The organism is Bacillus sp. FJAT-45350 (genome assembly GCF_002335805.1).
In the GTDB taxonomy this organism is placed as follows: Bacteria; Bacillota; Bacilli; order Bacillales; family NISU01; genus FJAT-45350.
The window spans coordinates 1,010,152-1,032,678 of sequence record NZ_NISU01000001.1 but is presented as its reverse complement, the minus strand read 5'-3'; the positions used below and the strand labels follow the sequence as shown (position 1 = coordinate 1,032,678).

17 protein-coding genes are annotated in these 22,527 nt (G+C 37.5%); 7 read left to right on the top strand and 10 right to left on the bottom strand.

Translation table 11 applies throughout. From position 1 onward, the window contains the following. Positions 1 to 36: 36 nt before the first annotated feature. From CD003_RS05150 to CD003_RS05135, 4 genes are all read right to left on the bottom strand, one after another. The gene (locus CD003_RS05150) at positions 37 to 1,560 is read right to left on the bottom strand and encodes a class I adenylate-forming enzyme family protein (protein ID WP_096199859.1); all 1,524 of its coding nucleotides are present in this window, start codon (positions 1,558 to 1,560) and stop codon (positions 37 to 39) included. Between the two features lie 220 nt (positions 1,561 to 1,780). Further along, a complete protein-coding gene (locus CD003_RS05145; RefSeq protein WP_257008183.1) occupies positions 1,781 to 3,847 on the bottom strand; it encodes a sigma-54-dependent Fis family transcriptional regulator in 2,067 nt (688 codons plus the stop codon). A gap of 283 nt (positions 3,848 to 4,130) precedes the next feature. Continuing rightward, complete coding sequence (locus tag CD003_RS05140; RefSeq protein ID WP_096199857.1) at positions 4,131 to 4,898, bottom strand: 3-hydroxyacyl-CoA dehydrogenase; 768 nt, start codon at positions 4,896 to 4,898, stop codon at positions 4,131 to 4,133. A 358-nt stretch (positions 4,899 to 5,256) separates the two neighbouring features. Continuing rightward, entirely contained in the window at positions 5,257 to 6,702 is a 1,446-nt protein-coding gene (locus tag CD003_RS05135) for a sigma-54 interaction domain-containing protein (protein WP_257008181.1), read from the bottom strand. A gap of 220 nt (positions 6,703 to 6,922) precedes the next feature. On the opposite strand from CD003_RS05135, the gene CD003_RS05130 reads away from it, so the two are divergent. The 6 genes from CD003_RS05130 (at position 6,923) to CD003_RS05105 (ending at position 14,462) form a co-directional block, all read left to right on the top strand. After that, positions 6,923 to 8,266 carry a short-chain fatty acid transporter gene (locus CD003_RS05130; RefSeq protein WP_096199855.1) on the top strand — a complete coding sequence of 448 codons (1,344 nt, stop codon included), beginning with the start codon at positions 6,923 to 6,925 and terminating at the stop codon, positions 8,264 to 8,266. 188 nt (positions 8,267 to 8,454) lie between these two features. After that, positions 8,455 to 9,999, top strand: a complete 1,545-nt coding sequence (locus CD003_RS05125) for an ATP-dependent acyl-CoA ligase (RefSeq protein ID WP_179295440.1) — start codon at positions 8,455 to 8,457, stop codon at positions 9,997 to 9,999. A 22-nt stretch (positions 10,000 to 10,021) separates the two neighbouring features. Next, the gene (locus CD003_RS05120) at positions 10,022 to 11,212 is read left to right on the top strand and encodes an acetyl-CoA C-acetyltransferase (RefSeq protein ID WP_096199851.1); all 1,191 of its coding nucleotides are present in this window, start codon (positions 10,022 to 10,024) and stop codon (positions 11,210 to 11,212) included. A gap of 341 nt (positions 11,213 to 11,553) precedes the next feature. Next, positions 11,554 to 12,303 (top strand): stalk domain-containing protein, encoded by a 750-nt coding sequence (locus CD003_RS05115; protein WP_179295439.1) that lies wholly within the window; start codon positions 11,554 to 11,556, stop codon positions 12,301 to 12,303. Positions 12,304 to 12,513: 210 nt separating this feature from the next. After that, on the top strand, positions 12,514 to 14,196 hold the full coding sequence (locus CD003_RS05110; RefSeq protein ID WP_096199847.1) for an S-layer homology domain-containing protein: 1,683 nt from the start codon (positions 12,514 to 12,516) through the stop codon (positions 14,194 to 14,196). An 11-nt stretch (positions 14,197 to 14,207) separates the two neighbouring features. Continuing rightward, positions 14,208 to 14,462: a DUF3006 domain-containing protein gene (locus CD003_RS05105; RefSeq protein WP_096199845.1), complete on the top strand. Its 255-nt coding sequence runs from the start codon at positions 14,208 to 14,210 to the stop codon at positions 14,460 to 14,462. An 85-nt stretch (positions 14,463 to 14,547) separates the two neighbouring features. On the opposite strand, the gene CD003_RS05100 is transcribed toward CD003_RS05105, so the two are convergent. From CD003_RS05100 to CD003_RS05080, 5 genes are all read right to left on the bottom strand, one after another. Further along, positions 14,548 to 15,753 carry a D-alanyl-D-alanine carboxypeptidase family protein gene (locus tag CD003_RS05100; RefSeq protein ID WP_096199843.1) on the bottom strand — a complete coding sequence of 402 codons (1,206 nt, stop codon included), beginning with the start codon at positions 15,751 to 15,753 and terminating at the stop codon, positions 14,548 to 14,550. Between the two features lie 327 nt (positions 15,754 to 16,080). Next, complete coding sequence (locus CD003_RS05095; protein WP_179295438.1) at positions 16,081 to 16,899, bottom strand: copper amine oxidase N-terminal domain-containing protein; 819 nt, start codon at positions 16,897 to 16,899, stop codon at positions 16,081 to 16,083. Between the two features lie 29 nt (positions 16,900 to 16,928). Further along, a complete protein-coding gene (locus CD003_RS05090; protein ID WP_257008180.1) occupies positions 16,929 to 17,264 on the bottom strand; it encodes an N-formylglutamate amidohydrolase in 336 nt (111 codons plus the stop codon). Between the two features lie 32 nt (positions 17,265 to 17,296). Beyond that, positions 17,297 to 19,438: a M20/M25/M40 family metallo-hydrolase gene (locus tag CD003_RS05085; protein WP_096199837.1), complete on the bottom strand. Its 2,142-nt coding sequence runs from the start codon at positions 19,436 to 19,438 to the stop codon at positions 17,297 to 17,299. A 127-nt stretch (positions 19,439 to 19,565) separates the two neighbouring features. Beyond that, on the bottom strand, positions 19,566 to 21,170 hold the full coding sequence (locus CD003_RS05080; protein ID WP_096199835.1) for a gamma-glutamyltransferase family protein: 1,605 nt from the start codon (positions 21,168 to 21,170) through the stop codon (positions 19,566 to 19,568). Positions 21,171 to 21,479: 309 nt separating this feature from the next. On the opposite strand from CD003_RS05080, the gene CD003_RS05075 reads away from it, so the two are divergent. Next, positions 21,480 to 21,695, top strand: coding sequence for a hypothetical protein (locus tag CD003_RS05075; RefSeq protein WP_096199833.1), 216 nt, complete (start codon positions 21,480 to 21,482; stop codon positions 21,693 to 21,695). A 107-nt stretch (positions 21,696 to 21,802) separates the two neighbouring features. Here the strand turns inward: CD003_RS05075 and CD003_RS05070 are convergent, their stop codons facing one another. Then, positions 21,803 to 22,510 carry a hypothetical protein gene (locus tag CD003_RS05070; protein ID WP_096199831.1) on the bottom strand — a complete coding sequence of 236 codons (708 nt, stop codon included), beginning with the start codon at positions 22,508 to 22,510 and terminating at the stop codon, positions 21,803 to 21,805. Positions 22,511 to 22,527 lie beyond the last annotated feature (17 nt).

Sequence of the window (22,527 nt, the reverse complement as noted above, 5' to 3'; positions counted from 1 at the left end):
TATCACTCCATTTCATTGCCTTTTTACTTAACTTGCTTAAGATTCTACTTCCTGAAGCTTTTCTCGTAATCGGTATTTTAATATTTTCCCAGAAGCATTTCTTGGTAGAATCTTGTCAAATATAACTCTCCTTGGAACTTTATAACCAGCTAGTTTCTGCCTACAGAACTCTCGAAACTCCTTCTCGTCAATCGACTCTCCATCCTTTGGTACGACAATCGCTGTTACTGCCTCTCCCCACACTTCATCAGGAAGCCCAATAATCGCCGTTTCTAACACTTGTGGATGTTCATAAATAACTTGCTCAACCTCTACAGAATAGACATTCTCACCACCTGAAATAATCATGTCTTTCTTTCTATCTACTAAAGTAATAAACCCTTCCTCATCAATAACTGCTAAGTCTCCTGTGTATAACCAACCGTCTTTTAGTGTTTTCTTTGTTTCTTCTGTTTTTTTATAGTATTCTTTCATAATTGTTTCACCACGAAGGATGAACTCCCCAACAGTATGAGGTTTTACATCTTCCCCTGTATCATCTACAACACGTGCTTCAGTTGAGAAAAATGGTTTTCCACCTTTACCAATGTGTTCTTTATGACCTTGTGGATCTAATAGGATTCCTCCTGGCCCTGCCTCCGTTAACCCGCACAAGTTAAAAAAGCGGTCAGTTTGAAACATGTTCATGCTCTTTTTTACAATTTCTGGTGCCATCGGAGCTGCTCCGTAACCACAACGTTGGATCGAGGATAAATCATAATCTTTTACATTTGGTACTTGGAGTAAGAAATTATACATTGCTGGAACACCGAAGAAGTGAGTGATTTTATGATTTTCAATTGCTTTTAACGTTTCTACTGGATGAAACTCACGTTGAATTACATGAGAAGCACCAAGTACAACTCCTGATACGAGAAATAGGTTTAGCTGTGCTGAATGAAATAATGGTGCAATATGCAAAAAGCGGTCATGCTGGTTGATACCCATTCCAGTAATCATTGTTAAACCAACATTAAAAATTCGTTTATGATCAAATAACGCTCCTTTCGGTCTTCCTGTAGTACCCGATGTATACAGGATTTCAAGGTCATCAGTTTCTTCTACCTTCACATCAGGATTCTCTGTATTATTTGTCAGTAACTCTTGGTAAGAAATATGAGTAGGTACCTTTGGAACTCCTACAGTGATAATTTTTCGTACCTCAGTGTTTTTCGCTGCTTCTTCCAACAACTCATCGAATTCTTCGTCGCTAAAAATTAACGTCGATTCTGATTGCTGCAAAATGTAGTTTACTTCTACTGAAGTCAACCTAAAGTTTATCGGAACAACGACTGCACCAATTTTTGCTAGAGCAAAATAGGCAAAAACAAAGTAATCGGAATTCTTCATCATTAAGGCAACCTTTTCACCTTTTTTCACATTCATCTCAAGTAGACCATGTGCTAATTTGTTTACCTCATTATTAAACTCTCGGTACGTATAATCCCTTCCTTCACAACTGATTGCCCACTTCTCTGCAAAATTACGTGCATTGACTGATAAATAAGAACCAATATCCAATGTACATTCCTCCTTTTTATAATTAAAAATATAAGTCTTGATACTCTACTTAATTGCAAGTTCTGTGCCAAGTTTCAAAATAAAATGTTTTTTATTTTTTTATTGAGTATTACTTGCTTAAATTGAGGTCGACGTTCACGGTTTGTAAGAATTGTTGTATTGTTGTGAAGGAAAAAAGCACAAAAGAAAAAGGAAGTGTCCAAATATTGAACACTTCCTTTTATATTTGAAATTTCTTTAGCTTCTCATATAAACCAGAACGGCTAATACCTAATAAATCTGCCGCTTTTGTCTTATTTCCATTGGCAGCAAACAAAGCCTTTTCTACAGCAGACCGCTCTGCTACTTCTGCCATCTTAATTGAAGAGTTGTTTTCTAGTCCTTCGTTCTGTACTTTTTCTACAATATATTCCGGTAAATCTTCTAATTGGATTCTTCCGTTTTCTGCAAAGGTCATTGCTCTTTCTAATACATTTCTTAACTCACGAACATTGCCTGGCCAATCGTAATTCATGAGGACGTGATGGATTTCTTCACCCATTCCTGTAATACTTGTTCCAAGCATTCGATTTAAATTTTCCATTAATGCTTCTGTTAGTAGACGAATATCATGATTTCGTTCTCTTAGTGGAGGAATATTTAGAGAAATAACATTCAAGCGGTAATAGAGATCTTCACGAAACTCTCCATCCTGAACCATTTGTTCTAATGTACGATTTGTTGCAGCAATAATTCGTACATCTACGTGGATACGTTCAGTTCCTCCGACACGATAAAATTCACGTTCTTGAAGAACTCGAAGTAATTTCGCTTGTAGTGTTAACGACATGTCTCCGATTTCATCCAAGAAGAGTGTTCCACCATTGGCGAGGTCGAATTTCCCTATTTTTCCTTTTTGTCTTGCTCCTGTAAATGCCCCGTCCTCATACCCAAAAAACTCTGATTCTAGCAAGTGTTCCGGAATAGCTGCACAATTAACAATGACAAACTTTCCATCTTTTCTTACACTACTACTATGTATCGCATGGGCAAATAACTCTTTTCCGGTTCCGCTTTCTCCACGAATTAAAACCGTTGAACGTCCTTTAGCTGCTTTTGTTGCACTTTTCTTTAATTTCTCTATGAAAGGATCTTGACTGATAATCTCGTCCCAAGTAAATCGAGATGTTTCTGATTGTTGTAACTGCTTTTGATAATAGGCTGCTTTATTTTCGACTTTTTCTAATTTCTTAAATAGCTCACTAACTTGATGTAACTGCCTAAACATGACTTTCCCTAAAGCACCTATTATCTCTCCATCTTGCATAACCGGAATACGATTAATTATATATTTAATTCCATTAATTTCTTTGAATTCACTTAACTCCGCTTCACCAGTTTCAAATACTTTTTCTAAATTTAGTTGAGGAAGGACCTGGTCAATTTTTTTATCCAACACTTGTGCTTTTTCTAAATTGAACAAATCTAAGAGCGGCGGACTTACCATCGTTACCTTCGCTTTTTCATCAATCATTAGAATACCATCATACGCATGATCGATAGCAGTATCTAAAATTTGTTTAAGATTCTTTACAGTTTGTAACTCCTGAACCATTTGTTCGATCTCAGAAATGTTTTGGAACAGAGCTATAATCCCCCTAGTTCCTTCTTCTGTTTGATAATAAGACAACCGTAGCATTGTTTGTTCTTGTCCGACTGCTACTTTAGGGATATAAATAGATTCATCGATGTTCGTATTAATATCAGGGAATAGGTCCTTAAACGACTGTTTGATGAGGTTTTCATTTGTTTTATTTATCATAGTTGAAAATTGTTCATTTACATAAATTATCTCATTTTCGCCATTCGTCATTACTACCCCTAGGTGAGAACTTTGCAAAATCGTTTCTAACTGTTCCTTTAGCATATTAGTTGAACGAAGTAAGGCCATTACCATATCAGTTTTTCTTAATAGTCCAATGACACGCCCTTCTTCATCTAATACTATACCTGTTCCAACTTGACTCTTTGGAACAACATCTTTAATTACCTCATAACAAGTGTTGATTGATAGTGTCGCAGCATCTTTTTTTATAAAATTTACAATGGGTTCATCTAACGGTTTTTTTTCTAATATCATCTGATATAGATTACTTCTCGTAAAAACTCCCATCAGCTTTCTTTCTGAATTAGTAACAGGTAGAATATTCCACTTTGTGCTATTCATTAATTCAATAGCTTCCTGTACCGGTGTTGTCGTATGTATCGTACATTCCACAGGTGTCATAATCTCTTTTAGATTAATCAAGTTTCCATCCTCCTTCTACTTATTTATTTCACTACAATAACAAATCTCGATTATTTTTTCCGAATATTCTTTATTTCTATTTATATTACGATAATCCTCCATTATATCGATATATAAATAGAAAACGATAAAATTCACTTGGTCTACTATCATTTGAGATAAGCTACAATGGACGGAATCTGTTATTAGTAATGAAACAGAAAACGTTGCCCACAAATAAGTAAAAGTCACTTATTTATGGACAACGCTTTCCCTATATAATAGTAATTCTATTCCCCTTCACTTATTTCGGTTGCATTCTGATTGCACCGTCAAGCCTGATTACCTCACCGTTAAGCATCGGATTTTCTATGATAGATTGAGTTAGCTGTGCATATTCTCTTGGTGCTCCAAGTCGAGAAGGAAACGGTGTCATCGCCCCTAGTGCTTTACGGCTGTCTTCTGGTAATGATGCAAACATTGGAGTTTCAAATAACCCTGGAGCAACAGTCATTACCCTTATTCCATAAGCCGCTAACTCACGTGCAATAGGTAAGGTTAGGCTGACTACACCGCCTTTAGAAGCACTATATGCCGCTTGACCAATTTGACCTTCAAATGCCGCTACAGAAGCTGTATTAATAATAACTCCACGCTCATTATTTTCATTAATCTCATTATCTATCATCTTTTCAGAAGCTAATCTTATTACATTAAACGTACCAACTAGATTAACTTGAATAACCTTTGAAAACAAATTAAGATCATGCACACCTTTTTTACTTAACACTTTTGTCGCAATACCAATGCCCGCACAATTCACAACTGTATTTATAGACCCAAATGCATCTATTGTTTCAGATAAAGCATGTTGCACACTTAATTCGTCAGTTACATCAGTTTTCACGAAAATTACTTGGTTACCAAGCTCTTCTGTTAAAGCTTGCCCTCTTTCAACATCTAAATCCAATATTGCTGATCTTCCACCCTGCTCTACGATATTACGTACGACCGCTTCCCCTAATCCTGAAGCTCCTCCAGTAACAATTGCAATCGATTCTTTACTATTCATTTCTACCCCTCCTAGGAAATATCATTACACTGATAATATAATGCAAGTTTCATACCAACTTTTCTTTTTACGTAAGATAGCGTTACTTAGCTAATTGTTTGTAATGAAACTGTATTCAGTGTCTAGATATCGTACAAAGTTCGTACAGAATATGGACAGTATTTCATAATTTTAATCTTTAGCTAGATAATGATTAAATACTATAGCTTTTAATTTAACTAACTTATTCTATTAAATAAGTGAATCTGCCATACTAAATAACTACTTCCAGGAGGGTGATATTTAATCTTCCCTACTTTTTCAGAGACACTTCTGACCCCAGTAGCACTATTCACCAATTACTAATTACCAATCAACTCTACTTCTGTATCCCTAGCTTGTTTCGTTTCCTTATTAGTGTCGAGATATCAATCTTCAGCTTTTGTGCACATTCGTTTAAGGTTCTGGATTCTATTAACTTTTGCTTAATATACTCCCTCTCATATAAGTGTATCGCCTCTTTTAAAGGAATATCCTCAATCTTTGAAGCCACCTCTTTCGCCTCTACAACAACATCCACCTTGTTCCACTCCAAATCTCTATTGTAAACCCTTACTTTTTCTGGCAATGTTTCAGCTCCGATTTTATCTGTTTCACTAAGATGATAAGTTCTCTCTAAAATGTTCTTTAACTCTCGTATATTCCCAGGCCATGGGTACTTAGAAAGGCACTCAATCGTATCAGATTGCAGCTTTTTATCACCAATATACTTTTCATTTAATTCCTTCAAGAAATGAAATGCTAATGCTGGTACATCATCTGGTCTTTCTCTCAATGGCGGAACTCCTAGTTGAAGAACGTTTAACCGGTAATACAAATCCTCACGAAACTTTTTTTCCGCAATCAATTTTTCCAGATCATTATTAGTTGCAGCTACGATTCGCATATCAACTTCTATGGACTGCGTCCCTCCAACTCTCCTAAACTTTTGATCTTGTAGCACAGTTAATAACTTCACTTGAAGAGCGAATGGCAAATCCCCTATCTCATCTAAAAAAATCGTTCCTTTATGAGCTAGTTCAAAAAGACCCACTTTTGACTGATTAGCACCTGTAAAGGCACCTTTTTCGTAACCAAATAACTCAGATTCAAGCAAATGATCTGGTATTGCACCACAATTAATTGTTACAAAAGGGCCTGAACGTCCACTTTCTTTATGAATATATCTAGCTAAGACATCCTTCCCAACTCCTGATTCACCTAAAATTAGAACAGGAGAATCATTTTTAGATAATCGGAATGCTAAAGAAACAATTTTCTGCATGCTTTTACTGCAATAAACAATGCTCTTTTCCCGATTTATCTCTCCTTGGATTTGATAGAGAGTCTCTTTGTATTTGTAATTCAAGTTTCTTGCCTCTTCAAGTTCCTGTTGCATCCTATTTAACTCCGTAATATCTCTTACATTAGAAACAACACAAACGATGTCCCCATTTTCATTTTTTATTGGAGTAGAAGTAAGTATTCCCTTCTTCCCATTATAGTAATCAATTATTGTGTGATGCTTTTCCTTTGTCTGCAAGGTAACAGCAGCGCAGGAGTTAGGTGCATAATTTTTCTGTACAAGCTCAAAAACACTATACTCATACAACAACCTTTCTTCTATTCCTGAAATAGTTAAAAATGCTTTATTAAATAATATACTACGTCCTTTATTATCACAGACATACATCCCATCATTAGAAGTGTTAAAAATTTCATGGAATAATTTCACAACCTCATCTACATCCGTCGCCTGAAAATGTGGTGAGTTAAACAATAACATCGCTTCTTCAACGCCCCTCTCATTTCATTACACTTTCTTTCTTAAGTTTATAAATTATAATAATTAAAATATTCAGAATTCGCAAACATAAGAACTCCGTTCGCAAATTTGCATATGCAGAACTGCAATTGCTCACCAAAACCCCTTGACCTCAAGCCAATCTATTTTTGGCATGAAAATTGCATCTATTAATATAACTAAATGAAAAAGGAGTGTTGAAATGTTATACCATATTGCAAACCGCTTTAAAGTCGGAGTAGAAAAGTATTTACCTGATGCATTCGTTTTTGCGATTATTCTTACGGTTATGGCCTACTTCTTAGCGCTGTTCCTTACACCATCTGGCCCATTTGAATTAGTAGAATTTTGGTACGCAGGATTTTGGGACTTCTTAGCGTTCGCAATGCAGATGGTCGTTATTCTTGTAGCAGGTTACTGTTTAGCCATCGCACCTAGTGTTCAAAGAGGTATCATCCGTTTAGCAACTATTCCAAAAAATCCTGGAGTCGCCGTTATGAGTACTGTAATCGTAAGTGCTTTAGCAGCGTTTATCAGCTGGGGATTTGGTCTCATTTTAGGGCCAATATTTGCAAGAGAATTAGCTAGAAACATCAAAGGGGTAGATTATCGAGTACTTATTGCAGCTGCATTTTGTGGAGCTATGGCAATGCTACCAATCTCATTAACTATTACGGCACCATTGTTAGTAAACACACCAGGACATCCTCTTGAAGAAACTATTGGTCTCATTCCTTTATCACAGACAATTTTTAGCCCGCAGTTAATGATCCCTGCCCTTCTTTCTGTTATTGTTTTCGCTTTGTTATTTAAGAAGATGCACCCTAATACCCAGGATACGATTCCTTTTGTGGAAACAAAGCCTAGCGCTTCAAGTCAGGCCGAGCAAGAGTCTGGTGCGGCACTAGCTACAGAGCCTCCAACTATTGCGGAGCGACTGGATAACAGTAAGATACTAACATACATTATCGTCATTGCAGGTTTGAGCTGGATAGGTTACTACTTCTTTACAAATGGCCTCGACTTAAACATTAACTTTGCGAACTTTTTACTAATTATTGTAGGGATGGCATTACACAAGACACCTAGAAATTATATGAAGGCAATTTCGAAAGCGGTTACATCTACGGGGGGAATTATTATTCAATTTCCGTTCTACGCAGGGATTATGGGGATTATGGCAAGCTCTGGACTGATTAGTATCATCGCCGGCTGGTTTGTCTCCATCTCTACAGAAGCTACACTGCCGTTGTTTGTCTATCTAGCAGCGTGTTTAACAAATATTTTCGTTCCTTCCGCAGGAGGCCAGTGGGCTGTGCAAGGACCTATTATGATTGAAGCAGCGCAAAAATTAAATGTTGATGTTGCTGCAATCGTTAACGCAGTTACGATAGGTGACGTCACTACGAATATGTTCCAGCCATTCTGGGCACTTCCTGCACTAGGTATTGCAGGTCTTAGCATTCGCGACATCTGGGGGTATTGCCTAATTGCGATGATCATATATCTCATCATCTCGTCTGTTAGCATGCTTCTCTTTATTTAATTAGCATTCTATACTACCTATCGGTTAGAAAACCGGAAGGGCCCTGGCGACAACTTCATTGGCGCTGAATGGTTGATTTGTATTTTTCAGCGCCTTACTTTTTTCTAGTAGGGCTCTCTTGCTTCGCTTTTCATAAGAAGATGCAACTTATCCACCTGATACTATTTCTCAAAGGAGTGTATGAATTCATGTCACAATATTTTAATACTATCCCCCAACTACTGAAACACAACGTTTCTACTTATCCGTCTAAAACCTTTTTAAGATTTAAAGACAAACAGTATACCTATTTAGAAACCAATCAAGAAGCAAATAAAGTAGCAAATTTTCTTAAGACGGTTGGAGTGAAAAAAGGAGACCATGTCGCTTTACTATTAAAAAACTCTCCTGATTTTCTGTTTATCTGGTTTGGTATCGCTAAGCTAGGTGCCGTCATGGTCCCTATCAATTATCATATCAAAGGAGAAAGCTTAGAATACATTCTTGATCACTCTGACTCTAGTATCGCAATCGTAGAACCGGCCTTCGTGGAGCAAACAAAGGCTGTTGCAGATAAAGAGTTAACAATCATTAGTTTAGAAGATATACGTTCCGCTAAAGATTTGGAAAATACCCAACGAGATGAGGTCCCTTTACGCCAGGAAGACCCTATGTCTATCATCTATACTTCCGGCACTACTGGATTACCTAAAGGAGTCGTTCTCCCCCACTTTTCTTATGTGAATACAGCAGCCAACTTCCTAAATGAAATAGCTGATATTAACGAGGAGGATATTCTTTATACTTGTCTTCCATTATTCCATTGCAATGCTCAACAGCTTTCTGTCATGGGAACTATGCTCGCAGGTGCACAGCTTGCCCTATCTGAAAAGTTCAGTGCGAGTAAATTCTGGAGTGAAATTCATCACTATCAGGCGACGATTTTTAACTATATCGGCTCCATTTTAACCGTCTTATATAAACAGCCTTACTCAAAATTTGAAATAAACAATACGATTACCAAAACATTTGGGGGAGCTGCACCAAAAGAAATTTGGGCTGAATTTGAAGACAGATTTGACATTAAAGTCATGGAGGGATTTGGATTAACGGAAACAGCTACAGTCTGTCTATGTAACCCGACAGATGACGTCCGCTTAGGCTCCATTGGTAAACCTTTATCCAATGTTGAAGTGAAAATATTCGACGAAAATGAAAAGGAAGCACCTCCAAACACAGAAGGGCAAATTTGTGTAAGAGAGCTCAAACCACACACCATATTTAAAGGCTATTATAAAATGCCTGACAAAACAGAGGAAGCAATGAAAGGCGGCTGGTTTCATACCGGTGATCGTGGTACGCAAGATGAGAATGGTTACTTTTATTTTAAAGATAGAATGAAAGATTGCATCAGATATCGAGGGGAAAACATCTCTTCCTATGAAATTGAAAGAATCATCAATAAGCATCCAGACGTTAAGGAATCTGCGGCAATCGGTGTTCCATCAGAATTATCTGAAGAAGATGTAAAAGTCATCCTCGTTCCACAAGAAAATAAAACGATCGATTTCCCTGCGTTTATCCGATACTGCGAAGACCGGATGGCGTATTATATGGTCCCTAGATACGTGGAAATTAAAGATACCCTACCAAAAACAGCGACGGAACGTGTTCAGAAGTATGAATTACGTAATGAAGGAATTGACAATGCATGGGACCGTATCAAAGAAGGCATCAAGTTAACAAGAAAATAAAAAATAAGAGGAGGTTATCCCCTTGCAAGACATTTATATACTCAACGGTTCAAGAACACCCTTCGGCTCCTTTACAGGCTCTCTCAAGTGCGTTGAAGCCACAAAGTTAGGTGAAATATCAGCAAAGGAAGCATTAATACGCGCCAATGTGCTTCCTGAAGAAATCGACAATATTGTTTACGGCAACGTGATTCATTCCGATACCAATGCAGCCTACTTAGCTCGGCACATCGGCCTGAAAACAGGAGTTCCGCAATCAACACCTGCATTAACAGTGAATAGATTATGCGGCTCTGGTTTGCAAGCGGTCATAAGTGCTGCGCAAAGTATGTTAACAAGAGATTCTAAAATCGCACTCGTAGGCGGGGCTGAAAACATGTCAAGAGCCCCCTACTCTCATTTCACCCATCGATTCCAAGGGCAGAAAATGGGTAATCTAGAATTTCAAGATATGCTAACTGGCACGCTCACCGATAACTATTGCAAGATAGGAATGGGAATCACAGCAGAGAATTTAGCAGAAAAGTTTAACATAACGAGAGAAGCTCAGGACAACTATGCCCTGCTAAGCCAGACACGAACCGAAACGGCAAGATTAAATAGGGAACTCCAGGCAGAAATAACACCTATTACAATTAAAAATAGGGACGGCACCACCACCGTTATCGACCAAGACGAACATCCTAAACCACAGGCATCATTAGTAGACTTATCTCGACTGAAACCAGCTTTTAAAAAGGATGGTACTGTAACAGCTGGAAATGCGAGTGGGATTAACGACGGAGCAGCTTCCCTTGTCATCGCGGATGAAGATTACATCAAAAGAAATGAAAAGAAGCCTTTATGTAAAATCGTCTCCTGGGGTATATCAGGTGTGGATCCAGCTCATATGGGTATCGGACCTGTCCCTGCAATCCAATCGGCCTTAAAAAAAGCAGGTCTAATGATAAAAGATATTGATTTATTTGAAATCAATGAGGCTTTTGCGGCACAGTATCTGGCAGTTGAAAAGGAGCTTGGACTAGACCAGGAGAAAACAAATGTTAATGGCGGTGCCATTGCTTTAGGTCACCCAGTTGGAGCAAGTGGTACGAGAATTTTGCTAACCCTTGCCTATCAACTGCAGCGACGAGGTCTTAAATTCGGTGTCGCAAGCTTATGCATTGGCGGTGGTCAAGGCATTGCAATGATAATCCAAAACATGCAGAAGTAATAGGGGACATATGAAGAGGAACTTTATTGTTTATCAACAACACAAAAAATTAGATAAATAAATCATTTGTTCCAGTAATCTGAATACTTGTCCTCACTTTTTTAGCCCAAAACCTTTTAGATGTAGGTATTGGGCAATTTTTTTACCTTAAAATCCTTATTTTAAGGTACATGAATAGGATTTTGACTGAAGGCGATTTATACGAACTTTTGTTCATATCTTTGTATTTATTAAACAATATTTAGAGTGCGTTTCTTCTATATAGGTATATTTCTCTTTTTTAAACTAATGTTAAAAGAAAAATGAAAAAAATTTTTACTTTTAAATTGGAGGAACCTTTTATGAACGTATCTCTTAGACTTTTTTTGCTGATTTTCATTATTGCTATCTCGACAGCATGCGGCCAGAATCTAGGATTGGATCAACAGCAACACGATCAGTCTACAGAACAATATCAAGCGCGGGGACAACAAGCATTATTTACAATTACACCACAGGAATTAGATATTATTATTAGAAATAATAAAGTTCGTATGGATGTTGAACCTTTTATCGATAATAATTTTCGAACGATGGTTCCAGTTAGGTTTGTAACAGAGGAATTAGGTTACTTTGTACACTGGGAACCTGCCACTAGAAAAGTAATTATTAAAGGTGACAAAGATATCGAGTTAATAATCGGTCAAAATACTGCTTTAGTTAACAACAATCGAATCCAAATGGATACACAAGCTGTCCTAAGTAATCAAAGAACCTTCGTACCACTTCGCTTTATAAGTGAAAGCTTAGGAAACCAGGTTGAATGGTTTCAACAATCAAGAACAATCGGTATTAATCTAACTAACGAAGCCCGAAATGCTATACACGGGCAGTTAACTACACCAGTACAACCACCAATCACTGGTTGTGTGAATATTAATCAGGCAAACAGTGATCAGCTAACATCAATTATTCATATTGATAGTGAAAGAGCAAATGAAATTATTCGATTGAGACCATTTAATTCACTCAATGACCTTACGCGTGTTCGAGGAATTGGTCCAGCAAGAGTAAATGACATTACAAATGAAAGAGTAGCTTGCATTAGATAGTGAAACAGATTAAACTGCACCCCATTATTGTTAGACACTGTCTCACAACTGTGGTGCATTTTTTTTATTAATAATATTACACATAATTCGGAGGCCGATGAAAAAGTTAATATCACACTTTTTCAGCGGTCTCCATAATTCGTTCGTATGTTTTTAAGCTGCAGGAAAAAGCTATGGTTAATCTATGAGTTGAATTAGGAGGTTAGCTTAATGAGGAAAGTATTACTGCCTCTACTTTTGGTTTTCTTATTTTTATTTGGATGTACCAACCCAGATAATCTACAAAATCAAGACATTGGTTTTGATAATGCGAATCAGAATATAAAACAATTGGCTACAGGTCATGGATTCAGTGATACCGTTGACCATTGGGCTAGAAATGAAATTACTTACTTAAGTAATAAAAATATAGTCGGTGGATACCCAAATGGGAACTTTGGGCCTAACGACGAAATTCAACGAGTTCATGCTGCTTTAATGTTGCAAAGAGAATTAGAGTTTGCAACAATAGATCGTCCAAATCCACAGTTCGCTGATGTAAGCCCTGAACATCCCTATTACGAGCTTATTGCTACTTTAGCTGATGAAGGAATCATTACAGGATATCAAGGAAACTTTTCTCCAAATGCTCCGTTAACGAGAGCAGAAATGGCAGCCATTTTACAAAGAGCCTATGGATTGGAAGGAGTAGGAGACTTTCAATTTAGAGATGTATCAACTGGATTTTGGGGCCACACACCTATACAAACACTACTAGCAAATCAAATTACAGTAGGCTATACTGATGGCTCTTTTAGACCTAATTCTAATATTACTAGAGCAGAATTTTCTGTATTTATGGCTAGGGTTTTAGATGAACAGTTTAAATTACCTATCGAAGACATACAAGTTCAAGGTGACTTAACAGTACATTTTCTCGATGTCGGACAAGGTGATTCATCATTACTCCTTTTACCTAATGGAAAAACTGTTTTAATTGATGCTGGTACACAAATGGCTGGTCAAAAAGTAGTTTCTTATCTGAAACAAGCTGGGATAAGCTCTATAGACCTAGTTGTAGCAACACATGCTCACGCTGACCATATCGGTGGATTACTCCCAATATTTGAGGAATTTGAAATTAAGCAAGTGTTAGACAGTGGGCGTACACATACAACTTTAACCTATTTAAATTATTTAGAGTTAATCGACCAAATGGACATTCCATTTGACATTGCCGAAGTGGGAACTGAACTTACTATTGATCCCTCTGTAAAGATGACAGTTTTAAACACAGGTTCTGAACAGAAAAGTTTAAATGATTCATCTGTTTCTTTAAAGATTGACTATAATCAGATTAGCTTACTCTTTACAGGTGATGCTGAGCAATTATCTGAAGGTGAAATGACAGGTAATTTTGATTTATCATCACAAATCCTTCAAGTCGGACATCACGGTTCGAGAACGTCTTCCAATCCTACATTCTTAGATAATGCGCAACCTGAAGTAGCTATTTTATCGTATGGAGAAGGTAATCGATATAACCATCCTCACGATGATATTGTACAGCGCTTAAAAGCATATGGAGCAACTGTTTATTCTACAGCAGATTCCGGAGACATTATTGTAGTAACTGATGGTGTTAATTACGAGGTGAAAAACATTCCATGGAACGGTACTGGAAACGAAGGTGGGTCTATTGGAGATGAAGATTCCTATGTTTATCCAGTCAATATTAACACCGCAAATGAAGAAGAATTACAACTGATTACAGGAGTAGGTCCAGTTATAGCAGTACGTATTATTGACTACAGACAAACACACGGTCCTTTTACAACAATTGAAGAAGTATTGAATGTCAGTGGAATTGGTACAAACACTTTTGAAAGAATGAAAGCTGAGATTACCACATAAGGAGCAAAAGTATGGCTAACTATACTGTTGACCGAATTGAAGAAACAATCGCTATTTTATTACTACGTGAGGATGAAATGATACAAAAAGAAGTACCACTAAAAGAACTGCCCTCAGAAATAAAGGAAGGTGACATGGTGGATATTTCTTTTAGAGATAATGGAACTATTAGTAAACCTGTGATTATCCTAGAAAATAATACAAAACAAGCAAAGAAAAAGGCAGACGCATTATTGCAAAAGATATTATCCAAAAACAAAAAGTAAAAATGAAAAGGAAACTGCCTCTAAATCGGAAAGTGGGGGTCAGTCCCCCACTTTATTAACGCATTAACTTATTGGAGGACTGACCCTAACTCGTACTTTTTCTTCTTTTCATATATAGTACCAATAACCCTAGAGCAGCCACACATGGAACTGATATTGCCATCGCACTATACATCACATTTTGACGATCAATTCTTTCCCTTTCAGCGATAATTTGCTGGGGCGAAAATTGGTGAGTAGCTATTAATTCAATCTCATCAAATACTTCCCCTTCATGTTGGACCTCAATATAACCAACAACATCTCCTATATTTATCACTTCAAGTTCATGAAAGACTTGTTCATCTTTATGCACAAGTGTAGTAATATTATTCTCATAAATTGATGATGCAAAAAAGCCTACATCCTCCATTATCCCAATGACCAATTCCTCTTCGTTAAAGAACATCGAATCTATCCATTCCTGCTTTGAGATAATGTCAACATAATTCAAACGGGAAACACCTTCGTCGGCTATCAATTTTATATCGTTGTAAATGTTGTTTCTATTCGATTTCATCACGACAGAAATGATTTGTTTTCCATCAATTTTGTCAACTTTCACTAACGTATTTTGTGCTTTTCTTGTATATCCCGTTTTTCCACCGATATTATTTTCGTCTTCAGCTAATCGATTCGGACTATGTACGGTTCTTTCCTGTTTGTTTGTCGATACTAGATAACTACGGGTTCCCATCGCCTTAAGAATTGCTTCATTCTTAATTGCTTCTCTACATATAAGTGCCATATCATATGGAGTTGTGTAGTGTTCATCATGATGCAATCCACTTGCGGTTTTAAAAGAAGAATGTTGTGCCCCTATTTCTTTCGCTTTTGACGTCATCAGTTCTCCAAAGGCTTCTTCTGACCCTGAAATGTGCTCGGCGATTGCTACTGCCACATCATTAGCACTTATCACCATAAGTAGATATAGGGCGTCCTCCTTCGTTATCTCTTCCCCAGCTTGAAAAAATATTTGAGAATTGCTACCTACTGTATTTATTGCATTAGGTGAAAGGGTAATGATTTCATCCTCTCCGATTCTTTCCATTAGCAACATTGCTGTAAGTACCTTTGTCATACTGGCTGGATACCCTTTTTCAAATGCATTTTTTTCAAAGAGTACCTCTCCTGTCTTAGATTTGATAACAACTGCCTGTTCACCAACAATTGACAAACTTTCCCCATTTGTGAATGTAGGAAACACAATCAACGATAATGCAAGAATAAAAACGACTACTCTTAATTTCATTCTCTACCTCCTCAGCTCTATTTATCTCTATAAATATTGCAAGAAAGAATAAGAATTCCAAAATTAGTTAAAACTTTATGATTAATTTACTTATATTAAGTTGTGAGCAAATAAAATACTTAAAAGACCTACAATGAGTGAATGTGAATATACTCAACCTAGGTCTTTTAGCAAAGAGAGCCATTGATAATCAATTTTTCTATTGACTAGACAGCTTCGTTCATTGTTCTATGTCTCCATTATGATGATCAAAAATAAAGTGGGGGTCAGTCCCCCACTTTATTAGCGTGTTAAATTACTAAAAATCTGAACTAACTACTTTTCCTCTTAATTTCTAGAGATAGAGATATTCTGGATGTTGGCATTTGAATTTAAATCATTTGTTGTTACGACAAGGTTGTATTGGCCAAGGTTATACGTCAAATACGCATCCATTCCGTAGTCTTTACTATCAGGCTGTCCTAATCGATTTATGACCATTTGGTTTGTAACTCTATTATCAAAAAACATTCCTATTCTTGTTGCTTTCGGTCTTATAAGATGATGAGTATTATAGTCCCCTAGAAAAGAAATGTAATAGTTTCCATACGATATAGCCGGTACATCATCACTAGCAGGGGTACCGTTATGTCTACGGTCAGGGAAACCAAATTTATTCACTACTTCTCCTAATGAACGATTCACGATTTTTGAATGTTCGAATGGTCCAAGCTTCCCATTTTTTGCATTATTCACGAATTGTTGATTTAAATCATTTATAGTCATATTAAAATTAGCTCGTTCAAAGTTGCCATCATTTATGATAATCATACGTACATTACTATTCCATTGCACTTTCTTTCCACTATTTTCAGCAACAAAACGTAATGGAACTAACGTACGACCATCAACGACTCTTGGGGCAACTTCTAAAGAAACTCGTTTACCGTTCACATATGCTGTCTTACTCCCTATTATCATCTCTACAGTTAGACCTGTATTTTTCCCAGTAATCTTTCTTGTGCTTTGTTCCCATCCAACAGTTAGTCCTAACTCTTCAAACACAGGACGAAATTCAATTAATGTTCGACCATTTTCAATTATTGGATCATTTGTAAAGCGAGGCTCTTTCCCATCAATAAATACATAAATTGGATTATAATTCATATCCAAATAACTAGTAGGCTTTGCCAAGGCTACTGCAGATGGTAGGTTGAATAATAATCCTCTAACAAGTTTGAGATTTCTTCCTTTGCTAGTCCACCTTCTCGATCCCATACCGACTTTTGAACGACAGACAGTGTTTTGACTACTCCATCAGGATTATTTGGGGGTAGGTCGTTTCTGTCTCTATTCATATCTACAACAATTCGGGCAATCGGCGTGTCCACATATTCTTCTACTAAGCCTTTGAAATCGTATAGCTCGTGAGACCAAGTGTCACAATCTAGCAATAATTCTTCTTGTGTCAGTAAGCAATTACTTATCAAATTCGGTGGGATAATCAGTCCCCCGTGGGGGACTGATATCACGATTGGTAGAATCTTCTCTTCACCGCTCAGTTTCATTGTTCTAGTAAAAACAAACCTAATAATAAGGAACGTTGAATTAATTCACTGCGATGAATCGCTTCGTTAGGTGTGTATAGGTTTTTACTTGCTGGTGCAAACCCACATACAACCGGAACTGATGACGGAATTTCTCCAGCTGCAGTCGATAATAGACTTGATTCAGTTCCAAATGGTAAGTTCCACTTTTCACTTAAGTTTTTCAGTTGTGGTATAACTGAATTATTTGATTTTCGTACTAATGGTGGACGTTCAACCAATGTTTCCACGTATGTCTGCATCCCACTTGATTTTGATGTAAATGCTTCTCTAATTTGCTTTTCTGCTTCATTAGCAAGCTTTTCATCTAAGTAAGTTACCGCTACTGTAGCTTGCACACGGTGTGGCAACAGGACACTATAGCGTTGAGAGCGAACATCCTGGACCGCTACTGTAATTTTCTTATTACGGCTACTTATTTTCTTGAGCTTCTCAGCTTTTTGAATAAAGTAACTTAGTACATCGGTTTGATTGGATTCAATTCCAATTCTCATTGGATCTCCTTCAACAATGATGCTATATTGCTTCGAGCCTCTTCGCTGGTCAGCTATTTTTCCACCAGTAAAACCAGGTTGTAGGACAATTACTTGTCTGGCTTCTTTTGCTGCTTTTCTTAATGTCGCACTGCTATAGCGCATTCCTCTTCCTTCGTCAGAATAAAAGAATACACCTACTTTCTTGTCTGATAACAGCTGTTGTTCATCGAGTGCCTGCAGCGCACTTAATACTGTTACTAGTCCACCACGACTTGAGGCAACCCCTTCACCGTAAATCCATTCTTGCTCTTTACGATATGGAATTGGAAACCCATTACGTTCACCTGGTATGTCAATTGGGATAACGACTAAAGTTCCATCTTTAAAGCCTGCTTTCGATTGCCATGTCCACGCTGAACGTCCATTAGTATAATCCTCCATAAGCTCTAACCCTAGTTGTTTCAATCGGTCGTCAAGTCTTCTTCTTACAGTACTCAATCCTACTGGGTCTTCTGTCCAGCTTGAAATGTTGGTCCACTTTTTCAAATCAGCTTCGATTTTATCTCGATTTTGAGTAATCGATGAGATTAATGCCTGTTGTTCTTTACTATCTTCCGTATGATTATCTAAGAAGAACGGGCCAAAATAACGTTCATTAGCCACTTCAATTAGCTTGTTACATAAGTCTGCATAGCTAAGTCCCATTTGTTCAGCTGCATAAACGAAAGAACCATCTGAACCTAGGCTCGCCATTGAATTAACCTCTAAAATGTAAGGTTTCCCGTTTTTATCAATTCGAAAGTCAACACGAGCACTATCATAGCAACCTAATGCATTAAATGTATCAATCGCAAGCTGTTGGATTTCTTTTGTCTGTTCTTCTGACAATGGCGCTGGACAAACCTTCTCTACTGTTCTTCCACTTTTGTTCTTCTTATCTTCATACGTATAAATTTGTTCCCCTTGACCAAAAACTAGCTCGACAGGAAGGAGCGCTTCTACTGGATTATTTCCAAGTAAGGCTACATTAACTTCTCGTCCTTCAATATATTCTTCAACTAGCGTCGGTGCGTTGAACGTTTCATAAATGACCTGTACCCCTGCTCTTAGCTCCTCTTCGTTATGAACAACTTTAAGACCAAACGAGACTGCCTCATCCTTTGGTTTTACAATTAAAGGATAATTTAAATCATCCATAATTGGCGAATCTGGCTTTTCCATTACTGTAAACTTTGGAGTAGGAAGCCCTCTTTGAATTAAGATCATTTTCGTTACAACTTTGTCTAATGCTAAGGCATGTGTTTCTGGTCCTGAACCTACATATGGGATACCTAGCATTTCCAAAATTCCCGGTATATGCATATAGCGACCGTTTCCTTGAATACCATAACTCAAGTTAAATACAAGTCCAGGCCGTTCACCAGAAACAACAGAAGGCATAAAGTCTTCTAGCTTTGCGATAATATTTTTATCTCCTTCAAATGTCTTAACTTGGTGTCCTCCCGCAAGTAGGGCTTCCTTGATTCTATTAATCGTTTCTAGTCCATACTTTTCACGGTTTTGTTTTCCAAATAAATTAATAACTGCCTGACTTTCTCGATTGTATACGATCGCTATTTTCATTCGCATGTAACTCCTTCAATTTGTAAGTTTAGTCTTTAAGTTTGAAAAGCTCGCTACAAGTGGGTTTCTTATAGCAAGCGCGCAACTTAAGAAGCCATTACTCTACTAGTGTAGATTTGCATGTTACTTATTCAGTCGGTCCTTGTGCTGTACCGTCTCTTCTTGGGTCTGCAACTCCATAGAAAGGTTCTCCATCTTTTTCGGGAAACTCAATCCCTTGTACACACCCTAAGTAAAAGCTATATGCTCCTCGTTTTGAGAGGTTAAAGCCTGTGGTTGTTAACGCTTTTATTACTTCTTCATTAAAACGTAGCTTTTCAATTAATAGCTTACCAGTATCAGATGAATGGAAACGAGGTGCCGCTATCGCCATATCTAAACTTTCCTTTTTGTCCACTAGTCTTGTAATGACCTGGGCTAGGGAGGTTGAAATTCTACTACTGCCAGGACTTCCTAATAAGTATTTAGGCATCCCGTTTTTAAAAACAAGAGTTGGCGCCACACTACTCCATGGCTTTCCACCTGGTAATAAGTAATAAGGATGAGTCATATTTTTATACTCAAATGCACTCATGTAATTGTTATAAAAGAAGCCTAAACCATCAGCCATTGTCTTACTCCCAAATACGAGCTCAATCGACTGAGTAATTCCTACTGCATTACCGTCCTTGTCAGTAACGGATAGATGTGTTGTTTCACCAGAGGTATATGGCGGAATCAGAGTATCTTCAAAATGTACGCTACAAAGTTTTACGATAGCATCTCTAATTTCAGCAGCATACTCTTTATCACACATTAGCTTATTGACCGTTTGCATATAGTAATCAGGATGAATTGGCTGTCTTTGCCTTGAGTTAAGAGCAAATTGGAATGCTAATGCGGAAATAACAGCGCCTAATCCTTCTTCTGTATTCAGTATGTCTGATGGGAAGCCTTCCATTGTATTTAAAATTTGGACGAGGACCCTTCCTGCACCGGGTGGTGGAAACGTATAAATATCAAAATTTCGATAAGTACTTGTCAGCACATCTCGTTCAACTGGGTATGGGATTTGGCATAGGTCGGCTTCCGTTATTAATCCATTTCTGTTCGCCATATCCACAATAATCTTCTGCCCAATGCTTCCTATATAAAAGTCCTGCCAGCCCATCTTCTTCATTGTCTCTAGACACTCAGCTAATTCAGGTTGTTTAATTACTTTTCCAACCGGCATTGGTTCATCATTCTCGAAAAAGTTTTTTACGATTGATGGGTCTTCTCGTAAATAATCTTTTTCTTTTTTAATCATGCGATGAATCAACGGAGATACAGTAAAACCCTCTTTCGCCGCTTGAATTGCTGGCTCTACAACATCCTCAAAAGAAAGCTTTCCATACGTTTCTAGCATATAGCCAAGTGTCGCGGGAGTAGATGGTACAGTCGTTGACTTTAACCCTAGCTTGATTGGCTTATCTGGGGTTTTCATTGGTTGAACATTAAACGGTGCACGAGACGAGCCATCTAACGCAAACACTCGGTCGTCATCCTTTAAATAAATCAACGCCATTGACTGTCCGCCAATTCCAGAAGCTTGAGGCTCTGTCACACCTAAACAGAGTGCGGCTGCGACAGCAGCATCTACAGCATTCCCACCTTTTTCAAGCATCCTTACACCTGCTTCAGTTGCTGGCTTAGAGGCAGTTGAAACCATTCCATGGACACTTTTTGCAGAGGAAATCTTCGGCTTTTTCATTGTTGCTCTCCATTCAAAAAAATTTGTAGTTTTTGTTGAATATTCTACCATAATATTTAAAGAAAAGAGTTAGATTATTTTATAATTAAAATATATTTTTTTCAGTCTATATACTGATGAATCCTTGGACAGTTCTTATTTAACACAAAGGTAGCAAACACCTACTGCAGCAACAACTTTACAGGCTTTTCTTTATCTCTTTTCGTTTTTAACAAAATGAAAATAATGCTGCCTACATTCAAACCAAGATTCGCTTTTTTTACCAATGTATGTTATGTTTAAGGTTATACGCGAAAGGGTGATAAAAGAATGAGTCAAATTACTTATGCAACCCAGCTACTTAAAATTATCAAAACTTCAAAGCGAGCGATGTCTTACGAAAGTGCTGCGAAGAGTTTAAAAAAGGCAAATCCGCAGTTAGAGGATACTGCAAAGAACACACTTTGTATTAAGAAAATGTTAGAGCGCTTCGTCGAAAAGAGTCTTATGAAAAAAACTCCGGCTGGCAATTACACATGTAAATAGACAACACTTAATCTAGAAACAAGCAAAGAGGCTGATCCTATTCATATAGAATCGGCCTCTTTGCTATTAGTGGCTTCGCGCATTGCTTTCAACAAATTCAGCTCTAACTAAATCGTCCACTCATCATGGATAACGCCAACTAAATACCATTGATCGTTTTTCTCCTCAATGACAAGACGTAAGCTACGCCAATCCATACCATCATACTGTTCTTCAAATCCAGAAAAGTGATATTCAACTACAGTTGCATTTGGATAGACTTCATCAGTATTATCTAATGTGTTCCCATGTCCTAACCGTTCATTGACTGCCTTTTCTTCCGGATTTGCAAAGTCTACATCATAGACAAAGCGTTCATAATAGTCTGCGAATGTTTTTTCAATTGGATTTCCTTTTCCATCAAAAACACCCCAAGTGTAAACGGTTTCGTCTTCCATTAATCCTTCCACTTCTTCTGCAGTAAAGACTTTGTCGACATCTTCACGGACATATCCATATGGAGAGAATCGAACCCCTTTTGTTGGATGTACAAAAGTAGAGACTGTCTTCATATCTTTTTGTTGCAACGCATTCACAACTACATCAGCCGCTTCTTCAGGTCCAGCAACATCAGGCTTGTCCTTTTCTTTCTCGCCTTCTCCTACAGTTTGCTCTTCTTTTTCTTCTACGTCAGAAATATTCTCTTCTAGCTCAGTATCTTCCTCAGTTACCTCTTCTGGTACAGTATTATCTTCTGGTACAGGTGCCTCAGCATTAGCACATCCAGCAAGTACTATACTTAGACCAATCACAGATAAGAATTTTGTTATATTCAATAGTAAGTCCTCCTAGT

Excerpts from the sequence above, each read along its gene's own strand:
- CD003_RS05140 (WP_096199857.1), bottom strand. The coding sequence starts at position 4,898 with ATGAATAGTAAAGAATCGATTGCAATTGTTACTGGAGGAGCTTCAGGA.
- CD003_RS05135 (WP_257008181.1), bottom strand. The coding sequence starts at position 6,702 with ATGTTATTGTTTAACTCACCACATTTTCAGGCGACGGATGTAGATGAG.
- CD003_RS05130 (WP_096199855.1), top strand. The coding sequence starts at position 6,923 with ATGTTATACCATATTGCAAACCGCTTTAAAGTCGGAGTAGAAAAGTAT.
- CD003_RS05125 (WP_179295440.1), top strand. The coding sequence starts at position 8,455 with ATGTCACAATATTTTAATACTATCCCCCAACTACTGAAACACAACGTT.
- CD003_RS05115 (WP_179295439.1), top strand. The coding sequence starts at position 11,554 with ATGAACGTATCTCTTAGACTTTTTTTGCTGATTTTCATTATTGCTATC.
- CD003_RS05110 (WP_096199847.1), top strand. The coding sequence starts at position 12,514 with ATGAGGAAAGTATTACTGCCTCTACTTTTGGTTTTCTTATTTTTATTT.
- CD003_RS05105 (WP_096199845.1), top strand. The coding sequence starts at position 14,208 with ATGGCTAACTATACTGTTGACCGAATTGAAGAAACAATCGCTATTTTA.
- CD003_RS05100 (WP_096199843.1), bottom strand. The coding sequence starts at position 15,753 with ATGAAATTAAGAGTAGTCGTTTTTATTCTTGCATTATCGTTGATTGTG.
- CD003_RS05095 (WP_179295438.1), bottom strand. The coding sequence starts at position 16,899 with ATGAATTATAATCCAATTTATGTATTTATTGATGGGAAAGAGCCTCGC.
- CD003_RS05085 (WP_096199837.1), bottom strand. The coding sequence starts at position 19,438 with ATGAAAATAGCGATCGTATACAATCGAGAAAGTCAGGCAGTTATTAAT.
- CD003_RS05080 (WP_096199835.1), bottom strand. The coding sequence starts at position 21,170 with ATGAAAAAGCCGAAGATTTCCTCTGCAAAAAGTGTCCATGGAATGGTT.
- CD003_RS05075 (WP_096199833.1), top strand. The coding sequence starts at position 21,480 with ATGAGTCAAATTACTTATGCAACCCAGCTACTTAAAATTATCAAAACT.